The sequence below is a fragment of the Corynebacterium sp. HMSC074C11 genome, from assembly GCF_001809455.1.
Taxonomy (GTDB): domain Bacteria; phylum Actinomycetota; class Actinomycetes; order Mycobacteriales; family Mycobacteriaceae; genus Corynebacterium; species Corynebacterium amycolatum.
The window spans coordinates 32,009-51,525 of the sequence record NZ_KV797721.1 but is presented as its reverse complement, the minus strand read 5'-3'; the positions used below and the strand labels follow the sequence as shown (position 1 = coordinate 51,525).

At 57.3% G+C, this 19,517-nt stretch carries 13 protein-coding genes; 2 read left to right on the top strand and 11 right to left on the bottom strand.

The annotated features are described in order from the left end of the window. Positions 1-4: 4 nt before the first annotated feature. From HMPREF2614_RS00985 to HMPREF2614_RS00965, 5 genes are all read right to left on the bottom strand, one after another. Positions 5-763: an MOSC domain-containing protein gene (locus HMPREF2614_RS00985; protein WP_224786625.1), complete on the bottom strand. Its 759-nt coding sequence runs from the start codon at positions 761-763 to the stop codon at positions 5-7. A 31-nt stretch (positions 764-794) separates the two neighbouring features. Next, positions 795-2,072, bottom strand: coding sequence for a PDDEXK family nuclease (locus HMPREF2614_RS00980; protein ID WP_168162087.1), 1,278 nt, complete (start codon positions 2,070-2,072; stop codon positions 795-797). Positions 2,073-2,516: 444 nt separating this feature from the next. After that, complete coding sequence (locus HMPREF2614_RS00975) at positions 2,517-4,748, bottom strand: 3-hydroxyacyl-CoA dehydrogenase NAD-binding domain-containing protein (protein ID WP_070559812.1); 2,232 nt, start codon at positions 4,746-4,748, stop codon at positions 2,517-2,519. Between the two features lie 74 nt (positions 4,749-4,822). Further along, the gene (locus HMPREF2614_RS00970) at positions 4,823-6,058 is read right to left on the bottom strand and encodes an acetyl-CoA C-acetyltransferase (RefSeq protein ID WP_070559810.1); all 1,236 of its coding nucleotides are present in this window, start codon (positions 6,056-6,058) and stop codon (positions 4,823-4,825) included. Positions 6,059-6,337: 279 nt separating this feature from the next. Next, entirely contained in the window at positions 6,338-9,547 is a 3,210-nt protein-coding gene (locus HMPREF2614_RS00965) for a type I restriction endonuclease subunit R (RefSeq protein ID WP_070559808.1), read from the bottom strand. 198 nt (positions 9,548-9,745) lie between these two features. Here HMPREF2614_RS00965 and HMPREF2614_RS00960 point away from each other — a divergent pair, with 198 nt between their 5' ends. After that, a complete protein-coding gene (locus HMPREF2614_RS00960; protein WP_049181907.1) occupies positions 9,746-11,467 on the top strand; it encodes a DUF5635 domain-containing protein in 1,722 nt (573 codons plus the stop codon). Positions 11,468-11,603: 136 nt separating this feature from the next. Here the strand turns inward: HMPREF2614_RS00960 and HMPREF2614_RS10790 are convergent, their stop codons facing one another. The 5 genes from HMPREF2614_RS10790 to HMPREF2614_RS00940 form a co-directional block, all read right to left on the bottom strand. Continuing rightward, positions 11,604-12,113 (bottom strand): restriction endonuclease subunit S, encoded by a 510-nt coding sequence (locus HMPREF2614_RS10790; protein WP_083300185.1) that lies wholly within the window; start codon positions 12,111-12,113, stop codon positions 11,604-11,606. A gap of 14 nt (positions 12,114-12,127) precedes the next feature. After that, entirely contained in the window at positions 12,128-12,778 is a 651-nt protein-coding gene (locus tag HMPREF2614_RS10785; protein WP_083300184.1) for a restriction endonuclease subunit S, read from the bottom strand. Beyond that, on the bottom strand, positions 12,775-13,824 hold the full coding sequence (locus HMPREF2614_RS00950) for a virulence RhuM family protein (RefSeq protein WP_070559806.1): 1,050 nt from the start codon (positions 13,822-13,824) through the stop codon (positions 12,775-12,777). Before HMPREF2614_RS00950 ends, HMPREF2614_RS10785 begins: the two co-directional genes overlap by 4 nt. Next, complete coding sequence (locus tag HMPREF2614_RS00945) at positions 13,817-15,394, bottom strand: type I restriction-modification system subunit M (protein ID WP_049181782.1); 1,578 nt, start codon at positions 15,392-15,394, stop codon at positions 13,817-13,819. Before HMPREF2614_RS00945 ends, HMPREF2614_RS00950 begins: the two co-directional genes overlap by 8 nt. Before the next feature lie 99 nt (positions 15,395-15,493). Then, on the bottom strand, positions 15,494-16,384 hold the full coding sequence (locus HMPREF2614_RS00940) for a class I SAM-dependent methyltransferase (RefSeq protein WP_246815654.1): 891 nt from the start codon (positions 16,382-16,384) through the stop codon (positions 15,494-15,496). Between the two features lie 93 nt (positions 16,385-16,477). Between HMPREF2614_RS00940 and HMPREF2614_RS00935 the strand changes: the two genes are divergently transcribed. After that, on the top strand, positions 16,478-17,656 hold the full coding sequence (locus HMPREF2614_RS00935; RefSeq protein ID WP_049181780.1) for a glycosyltransferase family 4 protein: 1,179 nt from the start codon (positions 16,478-16,480) through the stop codon (positions 17,654-17,656). Here the strand turns inward: HMPREF2614_RS00935 and HMPREF2614_RS00930 are convergent. Next, positions 17,636-19,468 (bottom strand): MmpA family trehalose lipid delivery protein, encoded by a 1,833-nt coding sequence (locus HMPREF2614_RS00930; protein ID WP_049181779.1) that lies wholly within the window; start codon positions 19,466-19,468, stop codon positions 17,636-17,638. The two genes, HMPREF2614_RS00935 and HMPREF2614_RS00930, sit on opposite strands and share 21 nt — an antisense overlap. Between the last annotated feature and the right edge of the window lie 49 nt (positions 19,469-19,517).

Sequence of the window (19,517 nt, the reverse complement as noted above, 5' to 3'; positions counted from 1 at the left end):
ATGTTCAGGGCTTGCTGAGGCGAGCGGTGTCGTCTTCAAACTCGCCGTTCAAGCGGCGATAGAGCGTTGCTCGCCACCGCTCCGGAAGCTCAGGGGCGGCGAGGAGACGGTGGATGCCCTCGATGTCCTGGCGGTCGATGTTCATGACGCGATTGGTCTCTGCAACAGAGACAGCGCTTGGAAGACGTTTGGCCAGCCGCATGGTGTCACCTTCAGCGATGGTACCGGGATGAAGGACCCGCAGGTAGTAGCCGGAACGGGACTTCGACTGCATGAGCCTGGGCAGTCGGCGATCACTCCAACGTGCCGAGACCGTGGCACACGGACGACGCGGTTGCGTGACCTGGACTGTCAGATCGTTCAGTTCGAAGATGTCACCCAGACAAACCACCTGGTCAGGAAGGCCTTCTAGCGTGAGATTTTCGAAGAAAGCGCCCTCCGGCAAATCGAATCCATCAGCCGCCCACTGAGCCATGAACTCGAATGGGTAGCAGCACATCGCTTTGTTTGGTCCGCCATGGACCCTCAAGTTGCCCTGGGCGTCGCCGTCAAGGCCGTTTTCTGCGACTATTACGCGGCCCGTGCGTGGTGATTTGGCGGCGCCGGTGCTGATTTCACGGCCGCTCCACTTTTGCGTCACTACCGGCCCGGTGCGGACACGGCGCACTCGGCCGATGAGTTCTGGGAGTTGGTGGCTCGGCTGTGGGCGGCTTGGTTGTTCCTGGCTTGGTCGTTGGTGGCCTGGCTGGGTCTGCGGGCTCATGTCTTGAGTCTGCCATGTGACTGGAAGCGTTTTAGCCAGAAAAGGAGAATTTATATGCGCCTCTTGGAAGTGCGGTAATGGCATCAAACCAGCGTCCGCGCGGTGTCGTTGAGGCTGCCAATGCCTTACGAATCATGCCCGCCGCCGAGCCGTCAAAGATCGCATCCCACGTCAGGTGGATGATGGCGTAGCCGAGGTTGGTGAGTTGGTAGTCGCGACGCCGGTCATGCCAGATGTTGGCGGTGCCCGCGTGGTGTTGGCCGGCGCCAGCGCGCGTTTCTGATTGCACTGTTGATTGCATTCTCGATTGCGCGGGCTCGTACTTCATTCGCCCGTCGCACTCGATGATGATTCCGTGAGCCGGAAGCAGGAAATCCACACGCGCAACGAACACCCCGGCCTCATCTACTATTCGTGGTTGCTGCACAAATGACAGCTTTAGCTCCACGAGCAACGCCTTTGTCACCGACTCAAATGCACTTTCCGACCACGGCGATGCCACCATCAGCACCTCCAGCATGCGGGGCCCACGCACTCGACCCCGTTGGTCGTGCACGTGGGGTAAGAAATCAGTACTGGAAATGGCCACGTGCCGCGGCGCTGCGAGCTGCGGAAACTCCTGTTCAATGTCCCAATTTGATGGCTTAAAGCGCGGCGGCGCCTCCGGCCACGGCAGAGCTTGCTGAGGCTGCATTCCCGTCGAGCCAAGTGTTCCGACCGAGCCACGCAGGGCGCCGTCGGCAAGCGCGATAGCTTCGGCAAAGCGTCGAAAGACCTCGGGTTTGCGGCGCGTGGCATCGTCGACGCGCGGCTGAGCAGCAGCGATATCAACCACGGTTCGCGCCAGAGTAGTGACCCGCACGCCATCGATGGTGGTCGTGGCACTTGGGGGCAATGCTAAGTAATTCTGGTGAAATTGCAGGCCATGGTGTGTTTTAAGTGTCGACGACCCACTTTTTACACTGGAACTGAGCGTCAGCGTTTGCGGAATATCGAGCAGTGGCAGGCTATGTATCAGCGCTGCTGCGATTCCGGTTAATACGCGATCTGGGTGTGCCTGTGAAATGGCAATGCATTGAATCCGTGCCCGGATGAGTTCCGCCTTAATGGCAAGAATTCCTCGTGGAAAATCGCTGTTAGATGGCCATATTCGTGCATCCGCGTAAGTGCCCCGAAACAACTGAACAAGTTCACCGCGCTCGACCGCCCGGCTGAGAATCCCTCGTGCTGTATTTCGGCTGATATGAGTCTGTTCTCGCAGGTGCACAATTCCGGAGGAATTGAAAATGAGCTCGCTCGTTTTCCGCATGGCGGACATTCTCATCGATGGTGCGGAAGCCCGCTGGCCAAAGACCGTTGTAAATCAACTTTCTGTGGATAGTTTTCGGACTGTGGATAACACATCAATTGAGCCAGACTGCAGATCCAAAAGTAACTGTTAAAGGCGTTTACAAGGGTCAAAATTACCTAGACTCGCATGTTTGGTGCCTTTTTTTGCCCAAATCCAGGGAGCTGAACTGGGAGTTTCTAATTTGAAGCCCACCAAACATGCGAGTCTGCGTCAAAACACCCCTGTTAAATGGCGATAACCGTTGTTTTCGCTTTACGACGGATCCAAGTCCACCAACCTTCCCTCGAAAAGCCGAAACCCCGACCCGCAGTTAGTTAAAAACTGCCGGTCGGGGCTGGTTGGTGTGCTGTATGGCCTAAGCCGTATGAACTAGTGAACTAGCTAGCCGGGGTGAAAAGAGCCCTACTTCTTCAGGGATTCCGGAGCGTTGAAGCGCTCGCCGTGCTTAGCGGCCAGCTCTTCGGCGCGCTCGACGAAGCCTGCGACACCGCGGCGCTCTGGGTGAGCTGCAGCCGGGTCGACGACAGTGGCGCCGTCGTAGTTCTTGATGAACTGGCGAGTACCACCGGTCCAGGCCGGGTAGCCGATACCGAAGATGGAGCCGATGTTGCCGTCGGCGTCGTGAAGCAGAACGCCCTCGTCGACGCACTTCTGAGTCTCGATGGCCTCGATGAAGAGCATGCGGTCGACCAGCTCCTGCAGGTCGGTGTCTTCCGGAGCGATTGGGGTGATGTTCAGCTCCTCGCGCAGCTCGTTGAACAGGCCCGGCCAGAGACCGGAGCGCTTGCCGTCGACGTACTCGTAGAAGCCCTTGCCCTCGAGCTTGCCCGGGCGTTCGAACTTGTGCAGCATGGCCTCGACCAGAGCCGGCACGCCGCCCTCGTCCAAGGTCTGACCTGCGGCCTCGGCGGCAGCGCGGGTCTCGCCAGCGATCTTCTCCATGAGCTTGAGATTCAGCTCGTCGGCAAGCTGGAGCTGCGGTGCCGGGTAACCAGCCTGGCGGCCAGCGGCCTCGATGATGGCCGGGTCATAGCCCTCGGCAACCATGCGCAGAGCCTCGTTGATGACGGTGCCGATGACGCGGGAGGTGTAGAAACCGCGGGAGTCGGTAACGACAATCGGAATCTTGCGAATTGCAACAGCGAAGTCCAGCGAAGCGGCGAGGATTGCCGGGTCGGTGTTGTCGCCGGAGATGATCTCAATCAGCTGCATCTTGTCCACCGGGGAGAAGAAGTGCAGACCGATGAAGTCCTTCTCACGCTTGACGTGGGAAGCCAGCTCGGTGATTGGCAGGGTGGAGGTGTTGGAACCCAGGATGCAGGTCTCCGGAACCGCGGCCTCGATTTCGGCGTGAACCTTGTGCTTGAGGTCGGTGTTCTCGAAGACGGCCTCGATGACCAGATCGACGTCGGACAGGTCGTCGTAGGACTCGGTCGGCTTGATGCGGTTCAGCAGTGCTGCGGACTTCTCCTCAGTGGTGCGACCGCGCTTGAGAGCCTTCGCCTCCAGCCCCTCGGAGTAGGCCTTGCCGCGCTCGGCGTTCTCCAGGGAAATGTCCTTCAGGACAACTTCCATGCCAGCCTTTGCACACACGTATGCAATACCTGCGCCCATCATGCCGGCACCAACGACGGCAACCTTCTTGAACTCGCGCTTCGGGTACGGGGTGCCGTCAGCCTGCAGCGGACGGGAGCCGCCGCCCTGAGCGTGATTGAGGTCGAAGAAGAACGCCTGCATCATGTTCTTCGACTGAGTGCCGGTGACCAGCTCGGTGAAGTAGCGGGACTCGACACGCAGTGCGGTGTCGATGTCGACCTGAGAGCCCTCGATGGCAGCCTGCATCGCAAGGCGCGGAGCCTTCATCGGGGAGCCCTTGAGCTGCTTGGTCAGGTTTGCCGGGAAGGACGGCAGGTTCATTGCGAACTTAGGAGTCTTCGGGTCGCCGCCCGGGATCTTGAAGCCCTTCTCGTCCCACGGCTGTGCGGCCTTTGCATCTTCGCTGGTCAGCCATGCTCGGGCAGTGTCAATGAGCTGCTCCGGAGCAACAACCTCGTCAACGAGGCCAGCTGCGAGAGCCTTGCCTGGGTTCATCTGCGCGCCGGTCAGAATGACCTTCATCAGCGCGTCCTGAATACCCAGCATGCGAACGACGCGGGAGACACCGCCGCCACCCGGCAGGAGACCGAGGGTGACCTCTGGCAGGCCAATCTTGGAACCGCGGGCATCAGCCGCAACGCGGTGGTTAGCAGCCAGCGCGACCTCGAGGCCGCCGCCCAGTGCTGCGCCGTTGATGGCGGCAACAATCGGCACCGGGAGCTTCTCCAGGCGACGCAGGGAGGCCTTCATGTCCTCGACCATGTTGAACATGTCAGCTGCATCGTCCTCAGTGGCCTTGGACATCTGCTTGATGTCGCCACCTGCGAAGAAGGTCTTCTTCGCAGAGGTGATGACGATGCCCTTGATGGAGGTCTCAGAGCCGTCGCCAATTTCGTTTTCCAGGCGCTCCACGGTGGCGCGGATGTCGTCCTGGAAAGTCTTGTTCATGGTGTTGACCGGCGCATTCGGGTCATCCATGGTGAGGGTGACGATTCCGGCGTCGTCCTGATCCCACCGGAACATGTTATCTGTGCTCATAAATCAGTCAGTCCTTTGTGGTTATCGCGGTGTGGCCGCGGTAATTGTCGCTGTGAGTTTCGTTCCGGTTTGCTTTAGACGCGCTCGATGATGGTTGCAACACCCATGCCGCCAGCCACGCAGAGCGAAATGAGGGCGTAGCGGCCACCGGTGCGGTGCAGCTCATCGATTGCGGCGCCGGTGATCATGGCACCGGTTGCCCCCAGCGGGTGACCCATGGCCATCGCGCCGCCGTTGATGTTGAGCTTCTCGTAGTCGATGCCCAGGTTCTGCTGAGCATGCTTGACGACGGCGGCAAACGCCTCGTTGATTTCCCACACGTCGATATCGTCGACCGTCAGGTTGGCCTTGGCCAGAGCCTCGCGGACGGCTGGCTCGATACCGGTGAGCATGATGGTCGGTTCGACACCATTGACGGCGGTGGCGACAACGCGTGCGCGCGGGGTCAGCCCCATGTCTGCGCCAGCCTTCTCAGAACCAACCAGGGTCAGTGCAGCGCCATCGACGATGCCGGAGGAGTTACCTGCGTGGTGGACGTGGTTGATGCGCTCGAGCTGCGGGTACTTCTTCAGTGCAACTGCGTCGAAGCCACCCTGCTCACCCATCATGGTGAAGGCTGCGCGGAGGCCGGCCAGGGACTCTGCGGAGACGCCCTCGCGGATGGTCTCATCGCGGTCGAGGATGGTCAGGCCGTTAGCGTCCTTGACTGGGACGACGGAGCGGTCGAAGCGGCCCTCAGACCAAGCCTTTGCGGCACGGGCGTGGGAGAGTGCTGCCATTTCGTCGAGGGACTCGCGGTCAAAGCCGTCAAGTGATGCAATCAGGTCAGCGGAGATACCCTGCGGGACGAAGTCAGTTGCGAACGAGACCTGTGCATCCATTGCCATTGCGCCGCCGTCGGACATCATTGGCACGCGGGACATGGACTCGACGCCACCGGCGAGGACGAGCTCGTCCATGCCGGAGCGGACCTTCTGAGCAGCCAAGTTGATGGCGGAGAGGCCGGAAGCGCAGAAGCGGTTGATCTGGACACCGCCGGTGCGGTACGGCAGGCCTGCGGTGAGTGCTGCGGTGCGGGCAATGTCCGCACCCTGGTCGCCGACCGGGCTGACGCAGCCAACGATGAGGTCGCTGATGCGCTCTTCGTCCAGGTCAGGGAAACGATTGCGGATTTCGTCGATGAGGCCGACGAGAAGTGATACCGGGCGTACCTCGTGGAGGGAGCCGTCCTTCTTGCCCTTGCCGCGCGGGGTGCGAATTGCCTCGTAGATGAAGGCTTCGCCGCCCGGCTGAGTGGTGGCGGAAGTCATGTGTTTTTACCTCACAGATTCGTCGTAAAGTGTCGTGCGTCACTCTATAACGAATGCCGGATTGCCGGGGGTGATTTGAGGGGTACTGGGGAGAAAGTTAACTTGCCGTAGTCTCTCACCTGGGGTTATGGGAGAAACCGGGGGTAATTACATAAGTAGTTTTGGTGATGTGGCGCGAGAGTGGGGCGGTAACGGTCTGTCATGTGAAGGTCCAATCGTTACGCCTGTCCAGCTGCCACGCCCGCCCCTCCAGGCCCCGCAAAAGCCCGCCCGCAACCATCAAACTGCCTCTCCATCATCCTCCGCGAACCCCAAGTTCCGATAGCGCTCGACAAAGGCCTGGATGCGCTGAAGCACCCGCGTCTTGACCTTTTCACGCTCATTACCTGGAGTAAACCGCGACATTGGCGGAAGAACTCGAACAATTCCGGTGCCAAGCGTGCTGACAATGCCAGTGGTTAGCGCCTCTTCAATGAAAGATTGCGCAGTGGGCATCCGCAGCTTCTCTTCAGTGATGATCGCATTGAGTTCTTCCGTGCGTTTGGTCCTGATGAATTCCTCCCACTGCTCGTCAACGGGCTGTGTCAGGCTCACGGTGCTGACGAACTCTTCAATCAGGTCGCGCTTGTTCCGTAGCGATGGGCTGGAGTTTGCAGCACGAGAAATCTGGGCACGAATTTCTTCTCTCTCGTCACTGCCGTGGGTTTCGCGGTATTGCTCGACGAGCATGAGAATGTAGTCGACATTGATCTCTACCTGCTTAATCAGCTCCATCTCGAAGACCACATCTTCGTTGATGGACTCCCGTTCCCCGTCGCTTTCAGTACGGAATTCCGCGAACAGGTCGAGGTAGATACTGCGGTAGTCCTGCTCCTGGCGAGGCGTCAGCAGCGCGTCATCGGCGAATTGGTCGAAGGAGGTCAGGATGTTTTGGACACGCAGAATCGCGCCGAAAAGCTTGATGAACTCTTTTTTCGCCTTCTCGCCAACAATGACCTTATCCAGCGGGTATTCCTGGAGCAGCTGATTCACTAGCTCGGCGTATTCCGCAAAGTACTCAGCGTAGGGCTTGAGCAGCACTACGCTTTGCGCATCGGTGTCGCCGAAGAGCCGCAGCGCCTCATTTGTGGCATCTTCGAGGTCTCGGAAGCAGACAATGTTGCCGTACGTCTTGACTGAGTTGAGGATTCGGTTGGTACGCGAGAACGCCTGAATCAACCCGTGGTATTTCAGGTTCTTGTCGACGAACAGGGTGTTCAAGGTGGTGGCATCGAACCCGGTGAGGAACATGTTGACCACGATGGTCATATCGACTTCCCTGTTCTTCATTCGCAGGGAGAGGTCTTTGTAGTAGTTCTGGAATTTCTCGGCTGAGGTGTCGTAGTTGGTCTTGAAATATCCGTTGTAGTCGGCAATCGCCGCTTCCAGGTAATCGCGCGCAACCTTGGGTAGCTGCTCGGGCTCCATGCCTTCTTCAAGGAGCAAGCCTGTCTCGTCGGCCACGGCAGTAGCTGCCGCAGCGCTTTTCTTTTCGCTTGACGACGGAATCGTCGGTGACTCATCCTTTTCGGCCTCATTTGGCGCGAATGAGTAAATCATGGCAATTTTCAGCCGCTCTGCTTCCGGCAGTGACGCTTGCGCTTCTTTGAAGAGGCTGTAGTAGGTGTAGGCAGCCTCAACAGAAGCGGTGGCGAAGATAGCATTGAAGCCACGAACTCGTTGATTTTTCTTTATTTCCTTAATTCGACCGCGGTGCCGGGCCTTTGCTGAGGCGGATACGTTCTCGACAACGCGGTGTTCGTAGAAGGTTTCCCGCTTCGTTTTCTGCGCGAAGTGTTCGAGCGTGTAGTCGACGACGTTTTTTAGGCGTGGCTCGGCCAGGAGTGCGCCTTCAGTATCGATGCCTGTGACTTCCTTGTCCTTAACGTTTCCAACCGAGATGGTGTTGACGTAGTCGATCCGGAAGGGCAGGACATTTTTATCGGTGATGGCGTCAACGATGGTGTAGGCGTGGAGTCGTTTGCCGAAAGCCTGCTCGGTGGTTTTGAGGTTGGCCTTGGTGCCGCTGGTGGAGTTGTCAGCGAAGATGGGTGTCCCGGTGAATCCGAAGAGGTTGTACTTCTTGAATGCCTTAGTAATGGCAGTGTGCATGTCGCCAAATTGGGAGCGGTGGCATTCGTCGAAGATGATGACTACGTGCTTGCTGTAGACATCGTGGTGCTTGTTGCCTGCGATGAAGTTCGACAGCTTCTGAATTGTGGTGATGATGATGGCCGCATCGTCGTCTTCCAACTGCTTCTTCAGCACGGCGGTCGAGGTGTTGGAGTTGGCAGCACCCTTTTGGAAGCGGTCATACTCACGCATGGTTTGGTAGTCGAGGTCCTTGCGGTCGACGACAAAAAGGACCTTATCGACATGCGAGAGTTTACTAGCCAGCTGTGCTGCCTTGAATGAGGTGAGGGTTTTCCCCGAACCGGTCGTGTGCCAGATGTAGCCGCCGGCCTCCGTGGTGCCAAGGCGTTCACGATAGTTATTGGAAATCTCAATTCGTTGCAGAATCTTCTCAGCAGCGACAATCTGGTACGGGCGCATCACCAGTAGTTCTTCCGCGGCGGTGAAGACGCAGAACTTAGTCAGAATATTGAGAAGCGAGTGCTTGGACAGGAATGTCTTAGTGAAGCCAACAAGATCCCGGATGGGTTGGTTGTTTGCGTCAGCCCACCACGATGTGAATTCAAAGCTCTTAGCACCGCGTGCTGGGCGGCCTTTTCCTCCCGTTTCCTTGATGTGCAGTTCACGGGTGGTGTTGGAGTAGTACTTGGTCAGCGTGCCGTTACTGATGACAAACAGCTGCACATAATCGAACAAACCGTCGCCAGACCAGAAAGAGTCACGCTGGTAGCGCCTGATCTGGTTAAAGGCTTCACGCAGCTCTACGCCACGACGCTTGAGTTCGATATGCACCATGGGAAGGCCATTGACCAGGATGGTGACGTCGTAACGATTGGAGTGTTTCGCACCGCTTTCGCCCTTTTCCACCTCGTACTGGTTAATGACCTGCAGCCGGTTGTTATGGACATTTGCTTTATCCAGCAGTCGGATGTTTTTGCTTGTGCCGTCGTCACGCGTAAGAACCTGAATGTGGTCTTCGTGGATGCGACGGGTCTTTTCCTTGATTCCGTCGTTGGCGCTGGTGATGCAGGTGCGATAGAACCGTTCCCATTCCGCGTCGCTGAAGGTGACGTGGTTGAGGGTTTCTAGTTGGCGGCGAAGGTTGGCAACGAGGTCTGCTTCGCTGTGGATGGGCAGGTAGTCGTAGGCCTGCGACTGGAGGATGTCGATGAGCTCCTGCTCCAGTTGCGCCTCGGTTTGGTAGTCCTCCGAGGTGCGCTCCTCGGCCTGGTACTCCGCGACGACGGTGCTCTGCTCACCGACAGCGATCGGGTCGTACTTGGTTACTCGTCGCTTGCCGACGCCGTCCTGGTTCATGCTGCCAGCACCTTTTCCATAGTGTTAATTTGAAGCGTTACTTTTATGAGTCTCTATCTTAGAGAGTCCGGGGTAGCACGGGGTGGTGCAGCTAATCCACCAAGGTTCCCACAAAAACCACAACCACTGTTAGAATAAGGGGGCTCTAATCTAACAATCCCCAGGTGGTGGTTCGCTGTGGCTCCGACTTTGCCGGGAATGGAAGTTCGCCGGGAGCAGCTGATAGCTCAAGTTGACGCTATTTTGGAGTCGGCAATCGACGATTGTGTGCGTAAAACCAAAGAGACCCAGTCGATTGATTTCAAAGAGGAAGCTGGCCGACGTAGAGGTTCCCAGATTGAACCTGGTAAGTTGGAGAATCCGACAGCTGCCGACAAACTTGCCGACGAAGTGGCCTGCATGGCCAATACTCCTGGTGGCGGTGCCTTGATTGTTGGAATCGAGGATAAAACAGGGCGGATTATCGGTACCGAACTGGACATAGATTGGTTGCGGCAGGCTATCTATAGCCGGATTGATATTGCGCCCGATGTTGTCGAAAAGCGTGTGCAGGGCCAGCGAGTGCTTGTCATTTATGTTGCGGCAGCCTCTGAACCCGTTGAAGATACTGGGAACAGGCTGCGTTGGCGTGTTGGTGATTCGTGCAAGCCGGTGGACCGGTCGGAATGGTGGGAGTATCGGCGTGCGCAGGACGGCTTTGATTCAATGGCGCAGGTTAGTGCCGCAACACTTTCCGATGTCCGTCCCGGTGCCCTGGCGTTGGCCAGGAAATGGGACCCAGTGTTTGCCGAGCTTACCGACCAAGAAGTGCTGCACGGCATTGGTGCTCTTGATGCCAATGGATTCCTATCAATGGCAGGAAAGCAGCTATTTACTTCGGCAGGGCGTACGGTTATTGAGCTCAGCATTTTTGATGTTCACGGTGGTCAGGTGCTTAACAGAGTGGTGCCGGAACCTGAGAAGTCGTGTCTTGAGCAGCTTGCGTACATAGAGCAGGCTCTGAATGTGGTGAATAAAAACAACACTGTGGTGGAGGGGTTCGTACATAAGCCAGTGCCAGAGATTCCACGCGGTGCAGTGCGTGAGGCGATGCTAAATGCCATGATTCACCGCGATTGGAATCGAAGCGAAGCCATTGATGTGCGATGGATTGAGCTCGACAGCACCTTGATTGTGCGAAGCCCCGGTGGTTTTCCAGGAGCAATCACCGAAAACAATGTGTTAAGTAACCGTTCTGCTCGTTACCCCGCTCTGGCTGATGTGTATCGCGCAATTGGGCTCGTAGACAAGCAGGGTGTTGGGGTGGATCGCATGTACCAATCGATGATTGCCCTGGGGCATCGGCCGCCCACCATTGAAGAAGTAGCGGGCCCGTTTGTGGAAACGACTTTGGTGGGTGGCAGTCCCGTGCTGCCCGTTCTTGAGCTGATGTCAAGGATAATCCCGCAAGCACGGCAGGAAGATTACCGCATTGCAATCGTGTTGTATCTACTTTTTCAGCGCCCATTTGTCACGGTTGCGGAAGTAGCGCGTGGGCTGCAAGCCGGGCCTGAATCGGCTCACAATGCCCTGGATGCAGCCCGACAAACGACGGTACTGGGTGAACCGCTGATTGTCCCCCATGCTGGAGTGTGGGTGCTTGGCGAAACATGCCGAGCAATCTTGCGCAAAGCTGAACCGACGCCATTCTTGCCTGCGCGGTACCTCACCACCGATCAGGATGAACTCCAGAAAGCAGCGATGTTGTGGCTGTGTGAGGTTGGGGATATCGCTACAAGTGACCTCATGGTTCTGTCTGGAAGCTCCCGCGGCACAGTGAAGGCCTGTATCGACGTCATGGTAGAAACCGGCATTGTCACTGCCATTGGCAACGGCCGATCGCGCAGGTATCGGCTCACTAATCCGTCAAGGTCCCTGTAGAAACCGAAATCATTGTCAGATTAGACACTGCCTAATCTGACAATCCGGAGGTGGGTGATGAATGCGGAAGTATCGCTGACCTGATGGAGCGAGGGAAGTCCGGCGTCCCGCTGGGACTCGCCGACGCCTCCCTGGTTTATGCCGAAAGCTCCTTAAACGTGAGTAGTTGATCCCGGTAGAACTCGTACTGCTTCCGGCGAGCTTCAATCTCGGCAGGCAGGCCGGAGGTGAGGTCGTTCACGAGTGCATCGAACTTGTCGAGAATATTCACGATGCGCTGCTGCTCTTCGAGGGGAGGGATGGGGATTGGAACAGATTTCAGCCGCTGCACAGATAAACCTGGCTGGGCGGATTTTGTTGCGTATTGGTTTAAATCAAGAAATTTGAGCATGTGGTAGGCCCAGCGTGTGTTGACCGAATCATGGGCGTTCATGACAATCGCGTGTTCTGTTGCGTAGAAATCTTCAGGAGCCCAATTTACATTTCCGCAAAGAGCCCCTTGTCTGCCTATCAGCACAGCCCTTTCTGGATTGGATGCCTCCCGAACATAGCCGCGAACTCCATTTCCACCAAAGGCGGGAAATGGGTGAGAAGCCGTACGTACCGGACTGATTTCGTCTCGTCGTATCGCTTTGCCGGCTTTCATTTCGAATACGTCTCCTAGCGTTGTCCGCTGGACTCTCTCTCTCTCTCGGTGAACGTCAGCAGTTGATCACGATAAAATTCATACTGCTTTTTCCTAGCTTCCAGCTCCGCTTCCAGCTCCGCTTCCAGCGATTGGAAGGTGTCGAGGATTTTTACAATTTCTTGTTGGATTTCCAAAGGAGGGCATGGCAAGAGGATTCTCCCCATATTCGTGCCCGAGATGGAGCGGACCTTTGTGCCGAAAACAAACTTTCGTTTTTGTTTCTGGAAAGGCAGTGAGCGTAGAAAGTATGAAACAAACTTAGGATTTAATTCAGTTGTAAAGATCAATGTGTGGTTACTAACTGCGACTGAATTTTCACCTAGCCAAGCAACTGCTTTGCATAAATCTTCATCATTTTCACTGGTATCTGCGATGATAATGTCGCCTGGTTGAGCTTTCTTTGCTTTAGAGAATGTTAACGAGGAAACAAATGACTTAGTTTCCGTAGCCCAGATTCCGTAGTGGGTATAAATCTGGCCGTAGTGAATACAGCCGACACCGCTTTCGGTGAAGTCTTTCTTCTGGAGTCCGCCACCACGACTGAATTTTCCTAGCTCGCCCAAAGGCTTGTACTCCACACCATCCGGGCAGAGTTCCTCGATGAGTTTTTCGATCTGGTTCACTTCTGCTCCTTCGGTGGTTGCTGGATCTGCTTCTGAACTGCAGTGATTTCCTTGAGATAGTCCCGTTCCACACCACTCGGTTGGGCATCCATCACAGTTTTGTACTTCTCGTATTCCTCATGGGCCTTCTGTACCGCTTGGCGGTGGGAAACCGTTCCTGCTCCCTCCAAAGACTTGCCACCCATGGCCGCAATCATTGTGGTGAGATGATCCATCCAGTCCGCCATGTACGTCGGCTGGTGCATCTGCGCACGGAATTCTGCCGCATCGAAGTAGGCAGAAACCAAGGTATTTAGGCGTTTTAGCTCGTCCTCGGCAAGGAAATTCTTGGCAATCTCCATCTCGGCCTTGGTGATGCGTTCGCCCTTCCAATTGGTCAACCCCATGTTTGGCTTTGTGGCATCCGAACGCTCGAAAACCACCTCGGCTGCCGTGTGGCCGTGAGCACCAAAATGAAGCTTATTTTGGACCGTGGCAAAGAACTGCTTACTCACAGCGGCCCGTGGATCGTAATCCACGCTGGTGGCGTACAAATCTAGAACCTGGCGATGAATGACCTTCTCACTAGAGCGAATATCGCGGATACGCTCCAGCAATTCACGCCAATACGTTCCGCCGCCGCCTTCTTTCAGCCGCTCATCATCCATGGCGAAGCCCTTGATCAGGTATTCGCGCAAGACACCTAGCGCCCACTGTCGGAACTGAGTACCGCGCAGGGACCTCACTCGGTAGCCCACGGAGATAATCACGTCGAGGTTGTAGTGCTCCCGCTCGCGCGAAACTTCCCTTGAGCCTTCGAGTCGAACTGTTCGGAATTTCCGAACAGTTGCCTCTGACCTGGGCAGCTCGCCTTCCGCAAACACATTCCTAATATGTTCGGAGACATTCGCCTTCGACGACTGAAACAGCTCCACCATTTGGGCCTGGGTGAGCCAGACGGTTTCGTCGACAAGCCGTACCTCAATGCGAGTAGCGCCGTCGTCTGTGCGGAACATCACCAGCTCGCCTGCAGACGCCATGTTCATGTCGCCGTTCGTGTCAGGCATCGGTGCGGGTTCCCTCAAGGTCTGCCACGATCTCATCGATCGCCTCGCGTAGCTGGCGCTGGCGCTCCACAATGCCAACGATCTGCTTATTCAGCTCTACGATGTCTATGACCTCGCGGGTGTCTTCGGGTTCGACGTAGGAGGAAACTGCGATGTTGTAGTCGTTATCCGCAATCTCCTCAGCGGGCACCAGCTTGGTGAAATACTCCACATCCTCTCGGGCAGTGAAGGCATCCAGAATCTTCTTCTGGTTCTTGTCATTCAGTCGGTTCTTGTTGCCACTGCGCTCGAACTCTGCGGAGGCGTCAATGAAGAGGACCGAATTGTCCTTCTTCGACTTCTTCAACACGATTATGCAGGTTGCGATGGTGGTGCCGAAGAAAAGATCCGGCGGCAACTGAATAACCGTATCGACATAGTTGTTATCCACCAGGTACTTGCGAATCTTCTTCTCCGCGCCGCCGCGGTAAAGCACACCGGGGAACTCAACAATTGCGGCTGTGCCATTCGTCGCAAGCCACGAGAGAATATGCATCGTGAAAGCCAAGTCAGCCTTTGACTTCGGCGCAAGGACGCCTGCCGGTGCGTAGCGCGGATCGTTAATCAGCAGAGGATTGTTATCGCCCTCCCACTTGATGGAGTAGGGCGGGTTGGACACGATTGCCTCAAACGGCTGGTTATCCCAGTGCGCAGGTTCAGTGAGTGTATTGCCCAGCGCAATGTCGAAATTGTCGAAGTTCACATCGTGCAAAAACATGTTGATGCGCGCAAGGTTATACGTGGTCAGGTTGATTTCCTGGCCGTAGTAGCCCTCGCGGACACCGCCCACGCCCAGCACCTTCTTGAACTTCAACAGCAGTGAACCGGAGCCAACAGCCGGGTCATACACCCTGTTCACACTCTTCTTGCCCACCACAGTGATTCGAGTCAGCAGCTCAGAGACTTCCTGCGGCGTGTAGTACTCGCCACCGGACTTGCCTGCCTGAGAGGCGTACATGCCCATCAAGTATTCGTAGGCATCACCGAATAGGTCGATGGAGTTGTCATCGGCTTTAACCGTGAGAGGCATATTGCCGATATGTCGCATCAGATCGTAGATCTTGTTATTGCGTTCGATGACTGAGTTGCCGAGCTTGTTGCTGTCCAGGTTGATGTCGTCGAAAAGCCCTTGAAGATCGCTTTCGCTAGCGGTGCCTTTTGCAGATGCTTCGATATTTTTGAATACCTGCTGCAGTCGCTCATTGAGGTTCTCGCGGTAATGTTCGTCAGCCGCCTGCTTGCAGACATTCGTAAACAACTCAGAGGGCAAAATGAAGTAGCCCTTTTCCTCGACGATACTGGTGCGTCCCCACTCAGCATCCTTGTCAGAAAGGGAAGCGTAATCCGCGTCCTCATTTCCGGCGTCACGTTCGCCGTCATCGATGTACTCGGAGAGCTTCTCTGAGATGAAGCGGTAGAACATCATGCCGAGCACATAAGACTTAAAATCCCAACCGTCCACGCTGCCACGCAAGTCGTTGGCGATGTTCCAAATAGTCCTGTGCAGCTGTGCCCGGTCCGCGTCGCTCATAGTGAAAATCCCCGCTCAATCAGTAAAAATGCTTGAGCTCCCAGTCTAGTGGCAGACGATACGAAGTCAGGGGAGCACGCTCCGAGAGAAACTGGCCCCCTACCGCTTCCGCAGCACCAACACCAGGTTCGACACCGCGAACTCGCGCAGCCCCGGTACGTGCACCATCCACCAGGCCCACCACGGGTGGTAGCGCGGGAACGCGGCCAGCAGTTCGCAGTCACCAGCCTCCGCTGCAGCGCGCGCCCACTTCAACCCTTCACCGCAACCGACCTTGAACAGGGACTCGCCAAAGTAGTTCTTCGGCCGCTTGCCGTGCTTCCTCTCATACATGCGCCGCGCGCGGTCGCCGCCCAGGTAATGCGTCATCCCCATCTCGTGGCCGCCGAACGGGCCGTACCAAATGGTGTACGAGTACACGACCAACCCACCCGGCTTAGTTACACGCAGCATTTCCTCGCCCATCGTCCACGGCTCGGGCACATGCTCGGCGACGTTCGACGAGTAGGTCAGGTCAAACGCGTCATCGCGAAATGGCAGCTCCAGTCCCGATCCGCGTACCGACGACTCCAGCTTGATCCCCGCCGCCGCCATCTCGCCCACATCGGGCTCACAGGTGTAATATTCCACGCCACGCTGGGCAAACGCTCGGCCAAAGTACCCAGGGCCGCCGCCGACATCAAGGATGCGCTTGCCACGCAGTGCGGTATTCGTCGTAACGCTTGACGACGTGCCCCCTGCGCCCGGCGACTCCGCCGTACCAGCGGTGCCCCTCGCATCCACCGCGCCCACTGAACCATCCGCGCCAGCCGCGATGCCTTCTAGGAGGCCGATGGTGTCCTCGGCAAGGTGCCCGTAGAAGATATCGGGATCGGTTTGCTCGTATTTGAAGTCGTTGAGCAGCCCAAATGAGCGCGACAGTGTAGCAAAGCTGCGCAGCTCTTTCAGAGCGGGCGGGACGATAAAAGCGGGAAAGCGAAAGCTGGTCACGTCAAACAATCTAATGGACTGGTTGGGTCTGGGAGTATGGATTTGAGCTAAAGCGGCAACGAAAGCCGTGCCGAGCGTTAGGCTCATATTGTTATGAAAATCTTATTGTTGTGTTGGCGCGACACTGGTCATCCCGAAGGTGGAGGTAGTGAGCGCTATTTGGAGCGCGTCGCAGGTTACCTTGCCGACCAAGGCCACACTGTGGTGTTCCGCACGGCCAGCTACCCAGGCGCACCGGCCCTTTCACGTCGTGACGGCGTGACTTTCTCCCGCGCTGGTGGAAACTTCTCCGTCTACGTGCGCTCCTGGACCGCGATGCTGGGGGCTAGATTTGGCGTGGGGCCAATTGCCAAGGCGCTCGGCGGCAAGCCGGATGTCGTGGTCGATACCCAAAACGGTGTCCCCTTTTTCGCGCGGATTTTCTCCGGCGCACCGACGGTGCTCCTGACACATCACTGCCACCGCGAGCAGTGGCCAGTGGCGGGGCCGATTATTAGCAAGCTTGGGTGGTTCATCGAGTCGCGTCTGTCGCCGATGATTCACCGCCGCAGCCGCTACATCACCGTTTCCGAACCAAGTGCCGCTGAACTGGTAGAACTCGGAGTGTCGCCGGGGCGCATCGCGGTGATTCGCAATGGTGTGGACCCGATTCCGGAGGAGTTGCAGTCGACCGAAATCATGGCAGACCTATCCGAGTGCGACGGTCCGGCACCGCATCTGGTGACGCTGTCGCGATTGGTCCCGCATAAGCAGATTGAGCACGCCATCGATGTGCTCGCAGATCTTGTGCAGGATTGTCCAGGTGCGATTCTCGATGTTATTGGCTCGGGGTGGTGGCACGACAACCTCGTGGAATATGCCCGTGACAAGGGTGTTTCGGATCACGTGGTCTTCCACGGGCAGGTCACAGAGGCGGATAAACACCGCATCCTCTCCAAGGCGTGTCTGCATCTGATGCCTTCCCGCAAGGAGGGCTGGGGGCTCGCCGTCATCGAATCGGCGCAGCACGGCGTGCCAACGGTCGGTTACCGTTCCTCGGCGGGATTGCGCGACTCGGTCAACGACGGTGAAACTGGCCTGCTGGCCAGCGATGAAGCTGACCTAATTACCAAGACACGACAGATTCTCGATAACGGCGAACTGCATCGCGCCATGTCCAAGGCCTGCGTCGCCCGTGCTGCGGAATTTGGCTGGGACAAAACCGGCGAGGCAGTTCTGAATGTCTTGGAAAACCCAACTCTGGACAATCTGCTACCTGCGGCGGGGCAGTAGCGCTTCCTTTACTCCAGCCAGTAGTCCCGCCAGTAGCCCAGCGAGTAGGCAAAGAGTCCAGATTGCAAAGGCTATCCACGCAGCTGTATAGGCACCTTGGCTCGGTCGCGTGGTCGGATCGATAACGCCGGGAACATGGTATAGCTGCAGGTCAGGTGTTTCATAGACGGGATCTAGCGCTGCCACAATGTCAGCTGAATCGCCGAAGTTGCCGGGCGAATTCTCCACTAGGATCCAGCCAACGCCCTGGTCCCGAAGGCTCTGGAGCGCAGACGCAAGCTCCTCCTTCCTCTTTGCACCGCCGAGCAGCGTACGCTCAACGGTTGTGGCTCCCTCGCCAGACACCGACTGCCCAGACACGATCAATTCGCCGGAGCTCACCACCGGAGCGGGCAAAATCTTCGTAGCCGGGTCGAGGACAGGGCGCCCATTAATGATGCGGTAAGAACCGGCAGGTAGAACCGCAACGCGATCGTCGTCAAGCGCGACGACACCGGAAACCGCCGACCAGCCCTCCCATGACGGAATGGGGCGGAGTGGAGCGACATCGGCGGGCAGCGTGGGGACAGCGGCAATGATGATGAGCGCGCTGACGCCAGTAGCCAACCACTGGCCGATATTGACGGTGGCGCTGCGAGCGCGGCGTGCCAGGTACTCCGCACCGCTGGCGGCGAGGATGACATAGGCAGGGACAGCGAGCGCGATCCACTTCTGTGCATCGCGAAGCAGACCCGCCCCCGGGATGTGCTCGAGCGCCCAACCCATCATCAAAATGCCCGGCGTTGTTGCGGCGAGAGCGACGAGCACAATGCTCACGGCGCCGGTGATAATCAGCCCCCGCCAGCGCTCTTGCGAATGCCAGACACGACGGAATCCCAGGCCCATGAGTACCAAGAGCACCAGCACCATGATCGCCGAAAAACCAGCCTCGCGAGTTAGCGGCACAGCCTGCTTATTCCAGATACCGCCCAGCCCCAACAGGCTGCCGAGCGTGCCGACGTGTGCCTCTGCTCTGGCCGCAAATGCGGCAGCGCCAGCAACATCGGAGGACCTAGCTGCACTCGGGTTCAGCAAAGATGCCACCAGCCACGGTGAACTGACCGCCACTGTTGTGGCCGCAACCCAAGCGCGGTCGCGGTTATTGCGGGCGGCAACAATGCCGGTGATACCAGCTAAAAGGGCACCGGTCGGTGTGAGGCCCGCAGCGGCAATGGCGCTGGTGCGCCACAAAGCACTACCCATCTGTGTTGCCAGAACTACTGCCGGAAGTAACAATACGGCGATGACCAGTGACCACTGTCCCTGGAGTAAACGCTCGACCACGAACGGGTTCCAGAGCAGCATCGTCGGTGCGATCAGCTGACTGGCCAAGCTCGGAGTCATGGGGATAAGGCCGGCACTGGATGCGCTACTGGCACCAGAGCCGTGGCGAGTGAACCTGCGGGCGAGCTCAGCAGCTGCAAGACCACCAATCAAACAGGCGCCCACCATGGCGAAGCGCACCCAATGGCTGGCATCCACAAAGTATCCCAGTGCCCACAGTGCGGTGTCCTGAGGGACAGCTCGTGCCGCAGCGGGGCCGAGTCCCAGGGCCGCGTCGGTAAGCGGTGGGTGATTGGGGATGACCATGTCGCGCAGCAGGAATATCGGCGCCCCAAAGCGACCATCAGCCGGGGCCTTGAGGGGCGCAAAGAGAGGCCAGCACACGGCAGCGGTCAGTAAGAGAATCCACGACGACACAAAAACCCAGGCGACTCGCTCCGAATGAGAGCGAGCCGACTGGGTCAGAGTAGTGCGGAAACGTTGTGTCACGTGCCCTATATTAAATTATTTTTCGCTTTCCTCAGTGAAACTTAGGGTA